Origin of the sequence: Paucibacter sediminis (assembly GCF_030254645.1) — a bacterium.
Lineage (GTDB): Bacteria > Pseudomonadota > Gammaproteobacteria > Burkholderiales > Burkholderiaceae_C > Paucibacter_B > Paucibacter_B sediminis.
Genome location: NZ_CP116346.1, coordinates 479,626 through 495,606, shown reverse-complemented (window position 1 = coordinate 495,606; position 15,981 = coordinate 479,626). Strand labels below are relative to the sequence as shown.

The window sequence follows — 15,981 nt, the reverse complement described above, 5'->3', positions numbered from 1 at the left end:
CCCTGCCCGCGGGCATTCCCGCGATCCGTTTTGACCAGGTCAGCAAGACCTACCGAGGGGGCCAGGTCCGCGCCCTGGACAGCGTCTCCTTCGACATCCAGCAGGGCGAGTTCTTCGGCCTGCTGGGCCCGAACGGCGCCGGCAAGACCAGCCTGATCAGCATCCTGGCCGGGCTCTCGCAGGCCAGCGGCGGCAGCGTCTCGGTGCATGGCCACGACGTGGTGCGCAACTACGCCGAGGCGCGCATGTCGCTGGGCATCGTGCCGCAGGAGCTGGTGTTCGACCCCTTCTTCTCGGTGCGCGAGGCGCTCGAGATCCAGAGCGGCTACTTCGGCGTGCGCAACAACGGCGCCTGGATCACCGAACTGCTGGAGTGCCTGGGCCTGGCCGACAAGGCAAAAGCCAATATGCGCCAGCTCTCGGGCGGCATGAAGCGCCGCGTGCTGGTGGCCCAGGCCCTGGTGCACCGCCCGCCGGTGATCGTGCTGGACGAGCCCACCGCCGGCGTGGACGTGGAACTGCGCCAGACCCTCTGGCAGTTCATCGCGCGCCTGAACCGCGAGGGCCATACGGTGCTGCTCACCACCCACTATCTGGAAGAGGCCGAGGCGCTGTGCCAGCGCATCGCCATGCTCAAGCTGGGCCGCATCGTGGCGCTGGACCGCACCTCCGACCTGCTGGCCGGCCGCGCCTCCACCATGTTGCGCTTCAAGACCGACGCGGCCCTGCCGCCGCAACTGGCTGCCCAGGCGCGTGTGACCGGGCGCATCGCCCAGATCAAGGCGCACGACGCGGCCGAGGTCGAGACCATCCTGGCCACCCTGCGCGCCGCGAACTGCCCGGTGGAAGACCTGGAGATCGGCCGGGCCGATCTGGAAGACGTGTTCCTGGAAATCATGCAAGGAGCTCAGGCATGAGCGCGATTCGACTGCAAGGCGCTCGCACGCTGTTCTACAAGGAGATCCTGCGCTTCTGGAAGGTCAGCTTCCAGACCGTGGCGGCGCCGGTGCTCACCGCCGTGCTGTACCTGCTGATCTTCGGCCATGTGCTGGAGAACCATGTCAAGGTCTACGGCTCGGTGGGCTACACCAGCTTTCTGATCCCCGGCCTGGTGATGATGAGCGTGTTGCAGAACAGCTTTGCCAACAGCAGCTCCAGCCTGATACAGAGCAAGATCACCGGCAATCTGGTGTTCCTCCTGGTCACGCCGCTGTCGCACTGGGCTTGGTTCGTGGCCTATGTCGGTGCCTCGGTGGTGCGCGGCCTGACGGTGGGCACGGGCGTGTTCATGGTGACGGTGTGGTTCGGCCCGCCCAGCTTTGCCGAACCCTGGTGGATCCTGGTGTTCGCGGCGCTGGGCGCGGGCATGCTGGGCGCGCTGGGCCTGATCGCCGGGCTCTGGGCCGAGAAGTTCGACCAGATGGCGGGCTTCCAGAACTTCATCATCATGCCCATGACCTTTCTCTCGGGCGTGTTCTATTCGGTGCACAGCCTGCCGGCCTTCTGGCAGGGCATCAGCCACCTGAATCCCTTCTTCTACATGATCGACGGCTTCCGGCGCGGCTTTTTCGGCGTCAGCGATGTCTCGCCCTGGATCTCGCTGGCCATCGTGGCCACCAGCTTTGTGGTGGTGTCAGGTATTGCCCTGGAGCTGCTGCGCCGGGGCTACAAAATCAGGGGTTAACCCAGGGCCCTTAGAATCCTCCCACCATGGCCGATCCCACCCCCGCCGAAGTTCAGCAATACATCGCCAACGGACTTGACTGCCAAGTGCTGCAAGTCGAGGGCGATGGCCGCCATTTCTTTGCCACCATCGTCTCCACCGAGTTCGAGGGGCTGAACCGGGTGCGCCGCCACCAGCGCGTCTACCAGGCGCTGGGCGAGCGCATGCGCGAGCAGATCCATGCGCTGTCGATGAAGACGCTCACGCCCGCCGAGCATGCGGCTGCGGCCGCCGAGCCGCAGCATCACCATCACTGAACACCCCATCCGCTGTTGAGGGCGGGTGGCTGTTGGTGCCACGTCTGTGAACCCGCTGCCGTCCGCTGAACCGAATTCAGATTCAAAGGACGACGCATCATGATCACGCTGGCACTCTCCAAGGGCCGCATCTTCGAAGAGACCTTGCCGCTGCTGAAGGCGGCCGGTATCGAGGTGCTGGAAGACCCGGAAACCTCGCGCAAGCTCATCCTCAGCACCAACCGCCCCGACGTGCGCGTGGTGCTGGTGCGTGCCACCGACGTGCCCACCTATGTGCAGTACGGCGGCGCCGATATCGGCGTGGCCGGGCGCGACGTGCTGATCGAGCATGGCGGCGCGGGCATGTACCAGCCGCTGGACCTGAACATCGCGCGCTGCCGCATGAGCGTGGCCACGCGTGACGATTTCGACTACGCCGCCGCGGTGAAGCAGGGCTCGCGCATCCGCGTGGCCACCAAGTACACCGAGATCGCGCGCCAGCACTTCGCCGACAAGGGCGTGCACGTGGACCTGATCAAGCTCTATGGTTCGATGGAGCTGGCACCGCTGACCGGCCTGGCCGATGCCATCGTCGACCTGGTCTCCACCGGCAACACCCTGAAGGCGAACCGCCTGGTGGAGGTCGAGCACATCATGGACATCTCCTCGCGCCTGGTGGTGAACCAGGCGGCGCTCAAGCTCAAGCGCGAGCCGCTGCGCCAGATGATCGACGCCTTTGCCTCCGCCATCCCGGCCTGATCATCATGACGCTCAAGCTTCGCCAACTCAACACCGCGGCCGCCGACTTCGAGGCCGAGTTCCAGCGCGTGCTGCACTGGTCGGCCGAGACCGATGCCGCCATCGAGACCCGCGTGGCCGAGATCCTGGCCGATGTGCGTGGCCGTGGCGATGCCGCGGTGCTGGACTACACCGCCCGCTTCGACCAGCTGAGCGCCGACAGCCTGAACGCGCTGGAGCTCACACGCGAAGAACTGAAGGCCGCCTTTGATGCCATCAGCCCGGCCCAGCGCGCGGCCCTGACGGCCGCCGCCGCCCGGGTGCGCAGCTACCACGAGCGCCAGCTGGAGGCCTGTGGCCGCAGCTGGAGCTACCGCGATGAGGACGGCACCCTGCTGGGGCAAAAAGTGACCCCGCTGGATCGCGTGGGCATCTATGTGCCCGGCGGCAAGGCCGCCTACCCGAGCAGCGTGCTGATGAATGCCATCCCCGCCCAGGTGGCGGGCGTGCCCGAGATCGTCATGGTGGTGCCCACGCCCAGGGGCGAGAAGAACCCGCTGGTGCTGGCCGCCGCCTATGTGGCCGGCGTGCACCGCGCCTTCACCATCGGCGGCGCGCAGGCGGTGGCGGCGCTGGCCTATGGCACGGCCACGGTGCCGCGCGTGGACAAGATCACCGGCCCCGGCAACGCCTATGTGGCCAGCGCCAAGAAGCATGTGTTCGGCCAGGTCGGTATCGACATGATCGCCGGCCCCAGCGAGATCCTGGTGCTGGCCGACGGCACGACCCCGCCCGACTGGGTGGCGATGGACCTGTTCAGCCAGGCCGAGCATGACGAGCTGGCGCAGAGCATCCTGCTCTGCCCCGACGCGGCTTATATCGAGCAGGTGAGGGCATCGATCGAACGACTCCTGCCGACCATGCCGCGCGCGGCCGTGATCCGCGCCTCGCTGGAAGGCCGCGGCGCGCTGATACAGACCCGCTCGATGGACGAGGCCTGCTCTTTATCAAACCGCATCGCACCCGAACACTTGGAGGTCAGCAGCGCCGAGCCGCATCGCTGGGAGCCGCTGCTGCGCCACGCCGGCGCGATCTTCCTGGGTGCCTACACCAGCGAAAGCCTGGGCGACTACTGCGCCGGCCCGAATCACGTGCTGCCCACCTCGGGCACGGCGCGCTTCTCCTCGCCGCTGGGCGTCTACGACTTCCAAAAACGTTCGAGCCTGATCGAGGTGAGTGAGGCCGGGGCGCAGAAGCTTGGGCCCATCGCGGCCGAGCTGGCCTATGGCGAGGGTCTGCAAGGCCATGCCCGGGCCGCTGAAATGCGATTGAAGCGCTAAGCATGAAATCACACGAAGTTCGTGCTACACGAACTTCGTGTACCATCGCGCTCATGAAGAACGTCACCGTCACCATGGAAGACAGCGTGGCCGAATGGGCCCGGCTCGAAGCCGCGCGGCGCAATACCAGCGTGTCGCGCCTGGTGGGTGAGCTGCTGGCCGAGAAGATGCGGCACGACGACGCCTACGAGCGCGCCATGCAGGACTGGCTGCACCGCGAGCGCAGCTGGACCTCGGCGGGCAAGGCCTATCCCAAGCGGGGCGCGAAGTGAGCCCGGTATTCGTGGACACCTCGGTGCTGATCCTGAGCGAGGACGGCGCCCACGAGGCCAAGCGCGAGCAGGTCATGGCCTGGCTCAAGCTGCTGTGGCAGCAGCGCCTGGGGCGTGTGTCGACCCAGGTGTTGAACGATTTCTACCGCCTCGTCACCACCCGCATCGAGCCGCCCATGCCCAACGGCGACGCGCGTGCCGAGGTGCGCCGCTACCAGCGCTGGCATCCCTGGGCGGTGGACCATGCGACGGTGGAAAGCGCCTGGTCGATCGAAAGCCGCTTCGGCCTGGCCTATCTGGACGCCCTGGTCGTGGCCGCCGCCAAGGCCCAGGGCTGCGAGTGGCTGCTGAGCCTGGAGCTGCCGCACGAGGCGCAGTTCGACAGCGTGCGCGTCATCAACCCCCTGCAATGCGGCCCCGAGCTGCTCACGGCCTGAACCCCATGGACGAACTCGACACTGCCCTGAACTGCCTGCGCGAGGACCTGCGCGCCACCAAGGCCTACCCGGTGCAGAGCGCCGCCGGCCTGGTGAAGCTGGACGTGATGGAGAACCCCTACCGCCTGTCCGAGGCCTTGCAGGCCGAGCTGGGCCGGCGCCTGGGCGCGGTGGCCATCAACCGCTACCCTGCCGAGCGCACGCGCGACCTGGCCGCCGCGCTGGCGGCCCATGCCGGCATGCCCGCGGGCTGCGCCATCACGCTGGGCAATGGCTCTGACGAGCTGATCGGCCTGCTCAGCATGGCGGTGAGCCGCCCCGGCGCGGTGGTGCTCGCGCCCCTGCCCAGCTTCGTGATGTACGAGATCTCGGCGCGCTATCAGGGCCTGAAGTTCGTCGGCGTGCCGCTGCACGCCGACTTCGAACTCGACGAGGCCGCGATGCTGGCCGCCATTGCCGAGCACCGGCCGGCGCTGATCTACCTGGCCTATCCCAACAACCCCACCGGCAACCAATGGGACGAGGGCGCGATCCGCCGCATCATCGCCGCCGCGCCCGGCCTGGTGGTGCTGGACGAGGCCTACCAGCCCTTCGCCCAGCGCGACGGCATGGCCCTGCTGCGCGAATGTCCAAAGGTGCTGGTGATGCGCACCATGAGCAAGTTCGGCCTGGCCGGCGTGCGCATCGGCTACCTGATCGGCGCCGCGGCGCTGGTGAACGAGATCGAGAAGCTGCGCCCGCCCTTCAATGTGAGCGTGCTTAACGCCGAGGCCGGGCTGTTCGCGCTGGAGCATGCCGAGGTCTATGCCGAGCAGGCGCGGGCCTTGCGCGCCGAGCGCGAGCGCGTGCTGGCGGCCCTGCAGGCGCTGCCGGGCGTGCAGCCCTTTCCCAGCCAGGGCAATATGGTGCTGGCGCGCGTGGCCGATGCGGCCAAGACCTTCGAGGCCATGAAGGCGCGCGGCGTGCTGATCAAGAACGTTTCGGCCATGCACCCCTTGCTGGCCAACTGCCTGCGCATCACCATCGGTACCCCGGATGAAAATGCGGCCATGCTGGCCGCCCTGAAAGAGAGCCTGTCATGACTCGCGTCGCTGAAGTCACCCGCAACACCAAGGAAACCCAGATCCGCGTGCGCGTCAACCTGGACGGCACGGGCGAGGCCAAGCTCTCCACCGGCATCGGCTTCTTCGACCATATGCTGGACCAGATCGCCCGCCACGGCCTCATCGATCTGGAGGTCGACGCCAAGGGCGATCTGCACATCGACGGCCACCACACGGTGGAAGACGTGGGTATCACCCTGGGCCTGGCCGTCGCCCAGGCGATCGGCGACAAGACGGGCATCACCCGCTACGGCCACAGCTATGTGCCGCTGGACGAGGCACTCTCGCGCGTGGTGATCGATTTCTCCGGCCGGCCCGGCCTGGTGATGGACGTCAAGTTCACGGCCGGCGCGATCGGCGCCTTCGACACCCAGCTGACCCATGAATTCTTCCAGGGCTTTGTGAATCACGCGCTGGTGAGCCTGCATGTGGACAACCTCAAGGGCCACAATGCGCATCACCAATGCGAAACCATGTTCAAGGCCTTCGGCCGCGCGCTGCGCATGGCCGCCACGCTGGACTCCCGTTCGGCCGGCGTGATTCCGTCCACCAAGGGAAGCCTCTGAGATGACACGCACTGTGGCCGTCGTCGATTACGGCATGGGCAATCTGCGCTCGGTCTCGCAGGCCGTGCAGCATGTGGCGCAGGACTCCGGCCTGGCCGTGCTGATCACCGCCAATCCCGACGAGGTCTATGCCGCCGAGCGCGTGGTGCTGCCGGGCCAGGGCGCGATGCGCGACTGCATGCGCGAGCTGCAGGACTCCGGCCTCAAGGAGGCGGTGCTGCATGCCGCCGCCAACAAGCCGCTGATGGGCGTGTGCGTGGGCATGCAGATGCTGCTGGACCACAGCGAGGAGCAGGACACGCCGGGCCTGGGCCTGATCCCGGGGCAGGTGAAGCGCTTCCAGCTGGAGGGCCGCCTGCAGCCCGACGGCAGCCGCTACAAGGTGCCGCAGATGGGCTGGAACCGCGTGCGCCAGAGCCTGCCGCATCCGATCTGGGCCGGTGTGCCCGACGAGTCCTGGTACTACTTCGTGCACAGCTACTACGCGCAACCGTCGGATGCCCGCCACAGCGCCGGCGAGACCGATTACGGCTTGCGCTTTACCTGCGCGGTGGCCCGGGATAATATTTTTGCCACCCAATTCCATCCCGAGAAAAGTGCCGCGCTGGGGCTCGCCCTGTATCGCAACTTCCTGCACTGGAAGCCTTGAGGACAGCCTCGTCCTCGGCGGCCCGTTTTCTCTTCTCCCCAATCTCCCACCACCACCTGCAACTCGGCCATGCTGCTGATTCCTGCGATTGACCTGAAAGACGGTCGCTGTGTCCGCCTCCAACAGGGCGACATGAATGCCTCCACCACCTTTGGTGAAGACCCCGCCGCGATGGCGCGCCGCTGGCTGGACGCCGGCGCCCGCCGCCTGCATCTGGTGGACCTGAACGGGGCCTTCGCGGGCAAACCGGTCAATGAAGCGGCCATCAAGTCCATCCTGCGCGAGGTGGGCGACGAGATCCCCGTGCAGCTGGGTGGCGGCATCCGCGACCTCGACACCATCGAGCGCTACCTGGACGCGGGCATCTCCTACATCATCATCGGCACCGCCGCGGTGAAGAGCCCGGGCTTTCTGAAGGACGCCTGCTCGGCCTTCGGCGGCCACATCATCGTGGGCCTGGACGCCAAGGACGGCAAGGTGGCCACCGATGGCTGGAGCAAGCTGACCGGCCACGAGGTGGTGGACCTGGCCAAGAAGTTCGAGGACTACGGTGTCGAGGGCGTGATCTATACCGACATCGGCCGCGACGGCATGCTCAGCGGCATCAATATCGACGCCACCGTGAAGCTCGCGCAGGCGCTCAGCATCCCGGTGATCGCCTCGGGCGGGCTCTCCAATATGCAGGACATCGAGGCGCTCTGCGCGGTGGAGAGCTTCGGCGTCGAGGGCGTGATCTGCGGACGCGCCATCTACACCGGCGATCTGGACCTTGCGGCCGCCCAGGCTCGTGCCGACGCGCTGGCCGCACAGTGATGCTGGCCAAACGCATCATTCCCTGCCTGGACGTCACCGGCGGCCGCGTCGTCAAGGGCGTCAACTTCCTGGAACTGCGTGACGCCGGCGATCCGGTGGAAATCGCCGCGCGCTACAACGAGCAGGGCGCCGACGAGCTCACCTTTCTCGACATCACCGCCACCAGCGACGGGCGCGACCTGATCCTGCACATCATCGAGGCGGTGGCCTCCCAGGTCTTCATCCCGCTGACGGTGGGCGGTGGCGTGCGCGAGGTGGCCGATGTGCGGCGCCTGCTGAATGCCGGCGCCGACAAGGTCAGCTTCAATTCGGCGGCGGTGGCGCGGCCGGCGGTGATACGCGAGGCGAGCGAGAAATACGGCGCGCAGTGCATCGTCGTGGCCATCGACGCCAAGCGCCGCCAGGGCGACGAGATCGCTGCGCGCGGCGAGGGCTGGGATGTCTACACCCATGGCGGGCGCAAGAACATGGGCCTGGACGCGGTGGCCTGGGCGCGCCAGATGGCCGAGTACGGCGCCGGCGAGATCCTGCTCACCAGCATGGACCGCGACGGCACCAAGATCGGCTTCGACCTCGAACTCACCCGCGCCGTCAGCGATGCGGTGAGCGTGCCGGTGATCGCCTCGGGCGGCGTAGGCACGCTGGAGCATCTGGTGGACGGCATCAAGATCGGCGGTGCCGATGCGGTGCTGGCGGCCAGCATTTTTCATTACGGCCAGCACACCGTCGGCGAGGCCAAGGCCTTGATGGCGTCACGCGGCATCGAGGTCCGGCTGTGAGAGCCAAGCACCAACGCATTTTTGATTCCCCCCACGCCGAAGAGCCCCGCCGCAAGCCGGCCAAGCCCATCACACCCGGCGCGCCGCGCAATGCCCCACGTGAGGTGCGCATCATCGGCGGCGACTGGAAGCGCTCCAAGCTGCCGGTGGCCGACAAGCCCGGCCTGCGCCCCACGCCCGACCGCGTGCGCGAGACCCTGTTCAACTGGCTGGGCCAGGACATGAGTGGCTGGCGCGTGCTGGATGCCTTTGCCGGCAGCGGCGCCTTGGGCTTCGAGGCCGCCTCGCGCGGCGCCGCCGATGTGCTGCTGCTGGAGCGCGATGCCGAGCTGGCCAAGAGCCTCAACGCCAGCCGCGCCCGCCTCAAGGCCGAGGCGCGCCTGCGCGTGGAATGCAGCGATGCGCTGAGCTGGATGGGGCGCTCGGCCCCCGGCCGCTTCGAGCTGGTGCTGCTGGACCCGCCCTTCCAGCAGGGCCTTGGCGAGCCGGCGCTGCGCGCTGCCGCACCGCTGCTGGTGGCAGGCGGTTTTGTCTATGTCGAGTCGGCCGAGGCCGTCGTCGCGCCGCCCGAGCTGGAGCTGGAGCCCTGGCGCGAGGGGCGTGCCGGCGCGGTGCACTACGCGCTCTGGCGTCGCAAGGGATAATCGGCGCCATGACCTCCGTGACCGTCCTCACCGCCGTCTATCCCGGCACCTTCGATCCCATGACCCTGGGCCATGAGGACTTGATGCGCCGCGCCAGCCGGTTGTTCGAGCGGCTCATCATTGCGGTGGCGGCCGGCCATCACAAGCGCACCATGTTCACCATCGAGGAGCGCCTGGAGATCGCCAAGGAGCTGGCGGCCAAGTACCCGAATGTGGAGGTGATCCCCTTCCGCGGCCTGCTGCGCGACTTCGTGGTCCAGCATGGCGGCAAGGTGGTGGTGCGCGGCCTGCGCGCGGTGAGCGACTTCGAATACGAATTCCAGATGGCCGGCATGAACCGCAAGCTCATGCCCGAGGTCGAGACCGTCTTCCTCACGCCCAGCGACCAGTACCAGTTCATCTCCGGCACCTTTGTGCGCGAGATTGCCACCTTGGGCGGTGATGTCTCCCAGTTCGTGTCACCCTCGGTGCGCGAGCGCCTGCAGGAGCGCATCAGCAAGGGCCGACCGGAGTAGCACCATGGCTTTGATGATTACCGACGAGTGCATCAACTGCGATGTCTGCGAGCCGGAATGCCCCAACCATGCGATCTCCATGGGCGAGGAGTTCTACCAGATCGCCCCCGACAAGTGCACCGAATGCGTGGGCCATTTCGATGAGCCGCAATGCGTGCAGCTCTGCCCGGTGGCCTGCATCCCGGTGAACCCGGCCCATGTGGAGAGCCGCGAGACCCTGATGCAGAAGTACCTGCGGCTGACGGCCGTCAGCGCATGAAGGCAAGCTGGCTGCTGGGCCTGGCGTGGGTGGGCATGCTGGCTCACGCGCAGGAGCCGCCGGCGGCCCTTCCTTTCAAGCTGGAGCCACTCGCTCCGGGCGTCTATGCCGCCATCGACCAGGGTGGGCGCGCGGGCGCGAATGCCGGCGTCATCATCGGCAGCGAGGCGATCGCCATCGTCGACAGCTTCTACCGCCCCGAGGCCACGCGGGCGCTGCTAGCCGAGGTGCGCAAGCTCAGCCCCTTGCCGCTGCGCTACCTGATCAACACCCATCACCATATCGACCATGTGGCCGGCAATGCCCAGCTGGTGGCCGCCGGTGCCCTCGTCATCGCGCATCGCAATGTGCAGGCCTGGCAGCACGGCGAGAACCTGCGCCTGCTGGGCGGCGAGGAGAAGGCCGGCGCCGCGGCGCGTGAGTTGCTCGCCACGCTGCCCCAGCCGCAGCTGAGCTACCAGCAGGCCCTGGAGCTGGAACTGGGCGGCCGCAAGCTGCTGCTGCGCCATTACCCGGGCCACACCGGTGGCGATACCGTGGTGGCCGTGCCGGATGCACAGCTGCTGTTCACTGGCGACCTGTTCTGGCGGCGCTCGATCCCCAATCTGATCGATGCGCGCAGCGGCGACTGGATCGCCACCCTCGAGCGCCTCACGCGCGGCCGCGCCCAGGCGCGCTTCGTGCCCGGCCATGGCGAGGTGGGCGACAGTGCCGATGTGCAGGCCTTCCGCGCCTATCTGACGACCCTGCGCGAACTGGCCGGGCAGGCCTGGGCCCAGGGCCTGCGCGGCGAGGAGGCCCAGGCCCAGGTGCTCAAGGCCCTGGCCGAGCGCTTTGGCGACTGGGCCTATTTCAAGGGCCTGGCGGCGGCCAATGTGCGCGACGCGCTGGCCGAGCAGGCCGGCAGCAAGCGAGTGCCGACGCCCCTCGTCGAGCTCGACTGAACTTCCGGCACTGCGCGCGCCGCGGGCGCCTCGGCATGATGGCAGGCCGGCCGCCCTGGCCGGCTTCCTGGAGTGCCCCGATGCGTGCCCTGCTGCTTGCCCTTGCCCTGACCGCCGCCGCGGCCAGCCATGCCAGCCCTTACGAGGAACTCACGGCCGCGATCCGCGCCGGCGAAGCGGGCCGGGTGGCCGAGCTGCTGGCCAGCGGGGTCTCGGCCCAGGCCACCGACCAGCCGGCCCAGTCGGCGCCGCTGCTGATCGCGGCCTCGCGCGGCAAGCATGAGATTGCCGCACAGCTGCTCGCGCATGGTGCCGCGCCCGATCCGCGTTATGCGGCCTACTACAACGCCAGCGCGCTGATGCTGGCCGTCAACAACCGCGACCTGCGCATGGCCGAGCTGCTGCTCAAGGGCGGTGCCGAGGTCAATCTGCTCGACAGCTTTGGCGACCCGGCGCTGAACTGGGCGATCTTCTACGGCGATCTGCCGCTGGTGAACCTGCTGCTGGCACATGGCGCGCGCACCGATCTGGTGGGGCATGGCAATGCCGTCGAGGTGGCGATGCGGCGCGGCCACCAGGCCGTGCTGCTGCGCCTGCTGGAGCATCGCGGCGAGCGCCTGGCCCCAAGCCCGGCCATGCAGGCCCTGCTGCGCGCGCTGCAGGACGACGATGCCGCGGCGGTGCGCAAGGCGCTGGCCGCGGGGGCGGACGCGAACGGCCTGGACGAGACCCGCCGGCCCGTGCTGGCGCGCGCTGCGCGCGAAGGGCGTGGGCGGGCGCTGGCGGCCCTGCTGGATGCCGGCGCCGCGGTGGAGGCGCTGGACGGCATCGGCTTCTCGGCGCTGATGGAAGCCACGCGCGAGGGCCATCTCGCGATCGCCCAGGCCCTGCATGCGCGCGGTGCCAGGCTCGACCACCAGGCCAAGCCGCGCGGCCTGGCGATGAGCGCCCTGCACCTGGCGGCCGCCGGCGGCCATCTGGAGCTGATCCGTTGGCTGGCCGCGCAGGGCGCGCCGCTGGAGGCCAAGGACAGCGAGGGCGCCACGCCGCTGGCCTGGAGCCGCGGCGATGCCAACAAGGCCGCGTTCGAGCTGCTGCTGAGCCTGGGCGCCAAGCCCTTGCCGGCCGCTGGCTAGAGCCGCCAGCAGCGGCCATAGCCGGGCGCCGCCGGCCATGTGGCGGCCTCGGGCAAGACCTGACCCCGCTGCTGCCGCCAGCGCCGCGCCAGCATCCAGCCACCATGGCTCACCACCAGGCGGGCCTCGGCGGGCTGCCAGCCGGCGGCGCGCGTCAGCAGGGCCTGCAGCGCTTCGCCGCCGCCCGGCGCGTGCGCGGCGAAGTCGGCGATCCAGGCATCCAGCGCCGCGGCGCCGATCTCGTCCCAGCGCCGCCCCTCCCAGCTGCCGAAGTCCAGCTCCAGCAGGGCGGTGTCGAGCCGGTGCTGCCAGCCCCAGCGGCGCAACCAGCGCCCCACGTCGGCGCAGCGCTGCAGCGGCGAGGTCCAGACCCGATGCGGCAGGCGCTCGCGTCTGGCGAGCGCCTGGATGCGGCGCGCCAGGCGTTTGCTGCGGCGCCAATGCACCGGCAGATCGCTGCCCGCGCCCACGCACAGGCCGGCCGCGCCCTCCGGCCTGGGATGGCGCCAGACGTGCATGTCACAAGGAAGCGCCGGGCCGCCCCAAGCTTCCTTGACCCCCTCGGGGGGCGAACGACGTACGTCGTCGGCCTGGGGGCGCTTAGAACACATTCCAGAGCGCCAGGAAGGCCAGCAGGCTCACCAGCTCCACCAGCTGCTGGGTGGCGCCGAGGTTGTCGCCGGTGTAGCCGCCCAGGCGCCGCTCCAGCCAGCTCTGCATCCACAGGCAGGCGGCCACCGCTGCCAGGCAGACCCCGGCCAGCACCGGCACCAGCTCGGGGCTGAGCCAGGCCGCGCCCAGGCTGGCCAGCAGCACCCAGGCCAGGCAGGTGGCAAGACCCGGCCCGGTGATCTGGGTGGCCAGGGGCTTGGCCTTGGCATGCTCGGCGTCGCCGGCATAGGGCAGGGCATGCATCAGCCACACCGGCGCGGCGCGCGAGGCGATATGCGCCCACACCAGCACGATCAGCACGCCGTCGGGCGAGGCATCGGCCAGCGCGATCAGGCAGGCCGCCTTCAGGCCCAGCATCAGGATCAGCCCGAGCGCGCCGTAGCTGCCGATGCGCGAGTCCTTCATGATTTGCAGCGCGCGCTCGCGGCTCACCGCACCGCCCAGGCCGTCGCAGCTATCGGCCCAGCCGTCCTCGTGGAAACCGCCGGTCAGCCAGACGCTCGCGGCCATGCTCAGGCCCACGGCCACGCTGCTGGGCCAGATCCATTGCGCGGCGTAGAGCACCAGCGCGGCAAAGCCGCCCACCACCAGGCCGACGAGGGGGAAGTAGCGTGCGCATTGCTGCAGCCACTGGGGCTCGAAGCCCACCCAGCGCGGGATCGGCACGCGTGTGAAGAACTGCAGGGCGATCAGGAACAGGCGCAATTGATGCGGCATCGTCGGGCGCTGCAAAGGCCTTGTTCAGCTCAGCGCGGGGGAGTTCAGAGGGAGGTCGATGATAAAGCCCAGGCCGGGCCCGGGCGCCTCGTCCAGCCGCACCGAACCGCCCAGGCGCTGGCACAGATTCATCACGATGTTGAGGCCCAGGCCGCGCCCGCCCGAGCCGCGCTGGCCGGTGTAGAAGGGCTCGAACACATGCGCGCGCTGCGCCGGCGCAAGGCCGCGCCCGTTGTCGCGCAGCTGCAGGCACAGACGCTCGCCCTCGGCCTGCAGATGGATCGCGATGCGGCGCTCGCGCCGACCCTCGAAGGCATGGCTGACCGCGTTCAGCAGCAGGATCGAGACCAGCTGCGCCAGCAGGCCCACCGCCATCACCGCGGGCACATGCTCCGGGCCGCTGATGTCGACCTGCACCTGCGCGTTCTTGAGCGCGGGCGCATGGGCGCGCACCAACCTGCGCAGGTAATCCGGCAGGTCCACCGCCTGCACCTGCAGATGGCTGCAGTCTTCGGCCAGGGTGCGGAAGTTGCAAAGCAGATCCGAGGCGCGCTGCAGATGGGTGTTGGCGAACTGCGCCGCCTGCAGCAGCTTGCCGGCCAGGGCCTGCAGTTCCTGGCGCGTCGGCCGCTCGCTGTTCAGCTTGCCCTGCAATTCCCGCGCGAATTCCTCCAGGCCGGAGGCCGCCGTCACCGCCACGCCCACCGGCGTGCTGACTTCATGGGCAAAGCCCGCCACCAGGCCGCCCAGACGGGCCAGGCGCTCCTGCTCGATCAGGCGCGCCTGCAGCAGCAATACCTCCTCGCCGCGCTCCTGCAGCATGCGTGCAAGTTCGGGGCGGTCGGCTTGCGCTGCGCTCATGGGGCCACTCAGTTGTCGGGGTAGCGCTCGTAGATGCTGCGCACCAGATCCAGCCGGTCCAGCAGCATCTGCACCAGCTTGGGATCGAACTGCTTGCCGGCCTGCTCGCGCACATAGGCCAGGGCCTCGTCGAAATTCCAGGCCTCCTTGTAGCAGCGCTTGCTGACCAGCGCGTCCAGCACATCCGCCAGCGCGACGATGCGGCCCGCCACATTGATCTGTTCGCCCGCCAGGCCGCGCGGATAGCCCAGGCCGTCCCAGCGCTCGTGGTGCTCGTAAGCGATGGTGGCGCCCAGCTGCAGGATGCGCTTGTCGGACTTGCTGAGCAGCTCGAAGCCGATGCGGGCATGGGTCTGCATGACCTCCCATTCCTCGGCGTCGAGCTTGCCGGGCTTGTTGAGCACGCGGTCGGGGATGCCGATCTTGCCCACGTCGTGCAGCGGCGAGGCCTGGCGCATGAATTCGACATCGCCCGCCGTCATGCCAACCGCCTCGGCCAGCAGGGCCGAGAGCTCGCCGACGCGCCGCACATGGGCGCCGGTTTCCTTGGAGCGCTTTTCCACCGCCTCGCCGATGATGTAGACGGTGGAGCGCTGGGTGTCCTGGATCTCCTCGCGCAGCAGCAGGCTTTCGTAGGTGATCGCCACATTGGCGCAGAAGATCTCCAGCAACTCGCGCGCCTGCTCGTCCACCGGCTCGGAGAACACCATATAGAGCAGGCTCTCGTTGCCCGAGCTGGTGCGGTAGTAGCCGACGTAGCAAAGCTCCTCGAAGTAGCTCTGCTGCTCGATCAAGGCCTTGTCGAGCGCCTCGCGCACCTGGGCCGGCAGGCTCTCGACCTCCTGGTCCACCAGCAGGCGCGAATACTCGGAGGTGGCGGCCAGCACCTTGAGGCGGCCGTCCATGTGCGAGGCCGCATAGGCCGAGATGCGGCTGGCGCACAGGCCCTGGGCCTCGTAGCCCAGCAGATGCGCCACCTGCTCCAGCACGGCCGAGGCGAAGCGGCGCAGATTGTGCGAATCGTAGACGCGCGTGATCGCATCGATGGAGCGGCGCAGCGACTGGCGCGACTGCTCGATGATCATGATGTCGCGGTAGGAGCGCAGCGCCGAATAGAAGACGGTGATCAGCTTGCGCTTGGTGAGCTCGGTCTTTTCCTTGTAGTCGTTGATGTCATAGGTCTTGATGACATGCTCTTCCGGCGCCTGGCCGGGCTGGCCGGTGCGCAGGACGATGCGCACAAAGCTGTTGCCCAGCTCTTCGCGGATATAGCGCGCCAGGTCCAGGCCGGCATGCTCGGACTCCATCACCACATCCAGCAGGATCAGCGCGATGTCGCCGCGCGACTGCAGGATCTCGCGGCCCTCGGCGGCGCTGTAGGCATCGAGGAACTGCAGGCGGCGGCCCGAGAACTCGAAATCCGCCATCACCAGCTGCGTGACCTGGTGCACGGCGGGATCGTCGTCGACGATCATCACCACCCAGGGATCGATGGGCTTGACTCTGCCGGTGGTCGCCTCTTCGGGCAGTTCATCGGCAAACACCAAGTCGGTCATTACGTGCCTCACTTTGCAGAG

At 68.5% G+C, this 15,981-nt stretch carries 21 protein-coding genes; 17 read left to right on the top strand and 4 right to left on the bottom strand.

Annotated elements, in window-relative coordinates; genetic code table 11:
* The first annotated feature begins 14 nt into the window (after positions 1 to 14).
* The 17 genes from PFX98_RS02350 (at position 15) to PFX98_RS02270 (ending at position 12,154) form a co-directional block, all read left to right on the top strand.
* Entirely contained in the window at positions 15 to 917 is a 903-nt protein-coding gene (locus PFX98_RS02350; protein ID WP_285235519.1) for an ABC transporter ATP-binding protein, read from the top strand.
* On the top strand, positions 914 to 1,684 hold the full coding sequence (locus tag PFX98_RS02345; protein ID WP_285233567.1) for an ABC transporter permease: 771 nt from the start codon (positions 914 to 916) through the stop codon (positions 1,682 to 1,684). The genes PFX98_RS02350 and PFX98_RS02345 overlap by 4 nt, the downstream gene beginning before the upstream one ends.
* A gap of 26 nt (positions 1,685 to 1,710) precedes the next feature.
* Positions 1,711 to 1,980, top strand: coding sequence for a BolA family protein (locus tag PFX98_RS02340; protein ID WP_285233566.1), 270 nt, complete (start codon positions 1,711 to 1,713; stop codon positions 1,978 to 1,980).
* A gap of 99 nt (positions 1,981 to 2,079) precedes the next feature.
* On the top strand, positions 2,080 to 2,718 hold the full coding sequence (hisG, locus tag PFX98_RS02335) for an ATP phosphoribosyltransferase (RefSeq protein WP_285233565.1): 639 nt from the start codon (positions 2,080 to 2,082) through the stop codon (positions 2,716 to 2,718).
* Positions 2,719 to 2,723: 5 nt separating this feature from the next.
* Complete coding sequence (hisD, locus tag PFX98_RS02330; RefSeq protein ID WP_285233564.1) at positions 2,724 to 4,037, top strand: histidinol dehydrogenase; 1,314 nt, start codon at positions 2,724 to 2,726, stop codon at positions 4,035 to 4,037.
* 53 nt (positions 4,038 to 4,090) lie between these two features.
* Positions 4,091 to 4,309, top strand: coding sequence for a CopG family transcriptional regulator (locus PFX98_RS02325; RefSeq protein WP_285233563.1), 219 nt, complete (start codon positions 4,091 to 4,093; stop codon positions 4,307 to 4,309).
* A complete protein-coding gene (locus PFX98_RS02320; RefSeq protein ID WP_285233562.1) occupies positions 4,306 to 4,746 on the top strand; it encodes a PIN domain-containing protein in 441 nt (146 codons plus the stop codon). The genes PFX98_RS02325 and PFX98_RS02320 overlap by 4 nt, the downstream gene beginning before the upstream one ends.
* 5 nt (positions 4,747 to 4,751) lie before the next feature.
* The gene (gene hisC, locus PFX98_RS02315; protein ID WP_285233561.1) at positions 4,752 to 5,828 is read left to right on the top strand and encodes a histidinol-phosphate transaminase; all 1,077 of its coding nucleotides are present in this window, start codon (positions 4,752 to 4,754) and stop codon (positions 5,826 to 5,828) included.
* A complete protein-coding gene (gene hisB, locus PFX98_RS02310; protein WP_285233560.1) occupies positions 5,825 to 6,415 on the top strand; it encodes an imidazoleglycerol-phosphate dehydratase HisB in 591 nt (196 codons plus the stop codon). The genes hisC and hisB overlap by 4 nt, the downstream gene beginning before the upstream one ends.
* Before the next feature lies 1 nt (position 6,416).
* Entirely contained in the window at positions 6,417 to 7,064 is a 648-nt protein-coding gene (gene hisH, locus PFX98_RS02305) for an imidazole glycerol phosphate synthase subunit HisH (RefSeq protein ID WP_285233559.1), read from the top strand.
* Positions 7,065 to 7,133: 69 nt separating this feature from the next.
* On the top strand, positions 7,134 to 7,877 hold the full coding sequence (gene hisA, locus PFX98_RS02300; RefSeq protein ID WP_285233558.1) for a 1-(5-phosphoribosyl)-5-[(5-phosphoribosylamino)methylideneamino]imidazole-4-carboxamide isomerase: 744 nt from the start codon (positions 7,134 to 7,136) through the stop codon (positions 7,875 to 7,877).
* Positions 7,877 to 8,656, top strand: coding sequence for an imidazole glycerol phosphate synthase subunit HisF (hisF, locus tag PFX98_RS02295; RefSeq protein ID WP_285233557.1), 780 nt, complete (start codon positions 7,877 to 7,879; stop codon positions 8,654 to 8,656). The genes hisA and hisF overlap by 1 nt, the downstream gene beginning before the upstream one ends.
* A complete protein-coding gene (gene rsmD, locus PFX98_RS02290) occupies positions 8,653 to 9,300 on the top strand; it encodes a 16S rRNA (guanine(966)-N(2))-methyltransferase RsmD (RefSeq protein WP_425334654.1) in 648 nt (215 codons plus the stop codon). The genes hisF and rsmD overlap by 4 nt, the downstream gene beginning before the upstream one ends.
* A gap of 8 nt (positions 9,301 to 9,308) precedes the next feature.
* On the top strand, positions 9,309 to 9,815 hold the full coding sequence (gene coaD / locus PFX98_RS02285) for a pantetheine-phosphate adenylyltransferase (protein ID WP_285233556.1): 507 nt from the start codon (positions 9,309 to 9,311) through the stop codon (positions 9,813 to 9,815).
* 4 nt (positions 9,816 to 9,819) lie between these two features.
* Positions 9,820 to 10,074, top strand: a complete 255-nt coding sequence (locus PFX98_RS02280; RefSeq protein ID WP_285233555.1) for a YfhL family 4Fe-4S dicluster ferredoxin — start codon at positions 9,820 to 9,822, stop codon at positions 10,072 to 10,074.
* Positions 10,071 to 11,018, top strand: coding sequence for an MBL fold metallo-hydrolase (locus tag PFX98_RS02275; RefSeq protein WP_285233554.1), 948 nt, complete (start codon positions 10,071 to 10,073; stop codon positions 11,016 to 11,018). Before PFX98_RS02280 ends, PFX98_RS02275 begins: the two co-directional genes overlap by 4 nt.
* Positions 11,019 to 11,098: 80 nt before the next feature.
* Entirely contained in the window at positions 11,099 to 12,154 is a 1,056-nt protein-coding gene (locus tag PFX98_RS02270) for an ankyrin repeat domain-containing protein (RefSeq protein ID WP_285233553.1), read from the top strand.
* Here the strand turns inward: PFX98_RS02270 and PFX98_RS02265 are convergent.
* The 4 genes from PFX98_RS02265 to PFX98_RS02250 all read right to left on the bottom strand — a co-directional run bounded on the left by PFX98_RS02265 (position 12,151) and on the right by PFX98_RS02250 (position 15,960).
* A complete protein-coding gene (locus PFX98_RS02265) occupies positions 12,151 to 12,672 on the bottom strand; it encodes a histidine phosphatase family protein (RefSeq protein WP_285233552.1) in 522 nt (173 codons plus the stop codon). The two genes, PFX98_RS02270 and PFX98_RS02265, sit on opposite strands and share 4 nt — an antisense overlap.
* Before the next feature lie 82 nt (positions 12,673 to 12,754).
* Positions 12,755 to 13,543 (bottom strand): adenosylcobinamide-GDP ribazoletransferase, encoded by a 789-nt coding sequence (locus PFX98_RS02260; RefSeq protein ID WP_285233551.1) that lies wholly within the window; start codon positions 13,541 to 13,543, stop codon positions 12,755 to 12,757.
* Positions 13,544 to 13,567: 24 nt separating this feature from the next.
* Entirely contained in the window at positions 13,568 to 14,404 is an 837-nt protein-coding gene (locus PFX98_RS02255) for a sensor histidine kinase (protein WP_285233550.1), read from the bottom strand.
* Between the two features lie 8 nt (positions 14,405 to 14,412).
* On the bottom strand, positions 14,413 to 15,960 hold the full coding sequence (locus tag PFX98_RS02250) for a DUF3369 domain-containing protein (protein WP_285233549.1): 1,548 nt from the start codon (positions 15,958 to 15,960) through the stop codon (positions 14,413 to 14,415).
* Positions 15,961 to 15,981: the final 21 nt, after the last annotated feature.

What these genes read in the sequence shown, in the direction of transcription:
- PFX98_RS02345 (WP_285233567.1), top strand. Translation starts at nt 914, where the DNA reads ATGAGCGCGATTCGACTGCAAGGCGCTCGCACGCTGTTCTACAAGGAG.
- PFX98_RS02340 (WP_285233566.1), top strand. Translation starts at nt 1,711, where the DNA reads ATGGCCGATCCCACCCCCGCCGAAGTTCAGCAATACATCGCCAACGGA.
- hisG (WP_285233565.1), top strand. Translation starts at nt 2,080, where the DNA reads ATGATCACGCTGGCACTCTCCAAGGGCCGCATCTTCGAAGAGACCTTG.
- hisD (WP_285233564.1), top strand. Translation starts at nt 2,724, where the DNA reads ATGACGCTCAAGCTTCGCCAACTCAACACCGCGGCCGCCGACTTCGAG.
- PFX98_RS02325 (WP_285233563.1), top strand. Translation starts at nt 4,091, where the DNA reads ATGAAGAACGTCACCGTCACCATGGAAGACAGCGTGGCCGAATGGGCC.
- hisC (WP_285233561.1), top strand. Translation starts at nt 4,752, where the DNA reads ATGGACGAACTCGACACTGCCCTGAACTGCCTGCGCGAGGACCTGCGC.
- hisB (WP_285233560.1), top strand. Translation starts at nt 5,825, where the DNA reads ATGACTCGCGTCGCTGAAGTCACCCGCAACACCAAGGAAACCCAGATC.
- hisH (WP_285233559.1), top strand. Translation starts at nt 6,417, where the DNA reads ATGACACGCACTGTGGCCGTCGTCGATTACGGCATGGGCAATCTGCGC.
- hisA (WP_285233558.1), top strand. Translation starts at nt 7,134, where the DNA reads ATGCTGCTGATTCCTGCGATTGACCTGAAAGACGGTCGCTGTGTCCGC.
- hisF (WP_285233557.1), top strand. Translation starts at nt 7,877, where the DNA reads ATGCTGGCCAAACGCATCATTCCCTGCCTGGACGTCACCGGCGGCCGC.
- coaD (WP_285233556.1), top strand. Translation starts at nt 9,309, where the DNA reads ATGACCTCCGTGACCGTCCTCACCGCCGTCTATCCCGGCACCTTCGAT.
- PFX98_RS02280 (WP_285233555.1), top strand. Translation starts at nt 9,820, where the DNA reads ATGGCTTTGATGATTACCGACGAGTGCATCAACTGCGATGTCTGCGAG.
- PFX98_RS02275 (WP_285233554.1), top strand. Translation starts at nt 10,071, where the DNA reads ATGAAGGCAAGCTGGCTGCTGGGCCTGGCGTGGGTGGGCATGCTGGCT.
- PFX98_RS02270 (WP_285233553.1), top strand. Translation starts at nt 11,099, where the DNA reads ATGCGTGCCCTGCTGCTTGCCCTTGCCCTGACCGCCGCCGCGGCCAGC.
- PFX98_RS02265 (WP_285233552.1), bottom strand. Translation starts at nt 12,672, where the DNA reads ATGCACGTCTGGCGCCATCCCAGGCCGGAGGGCGCGGCCGGCCTGTGC.
- PFX98_RS02260 (WP_285233551.1), bottom strand. Translation starts at nt 13,543, where the DNA reads ATGCCGCATCAATTGCGCCTGTTCCTGATCGCCCTGCAGTTCTTCACA.
- PFX98_RS02255 (WP_285233550.1), bottom strand. Translation starts at nt 14,404, where the DNA reads ATGAGCGCAGCGCAAGCCGACCGCCCCGAACTTGCACGCATGCTGCAG.
- PFX98_RS02250 (WP_285233549.1), bottom strand. Translation starts at nt 15,960, where the DNA reads ATGACCGACTTGGTGTTTGCCGATGAACTGCCCGAAGAGGCGACCACC.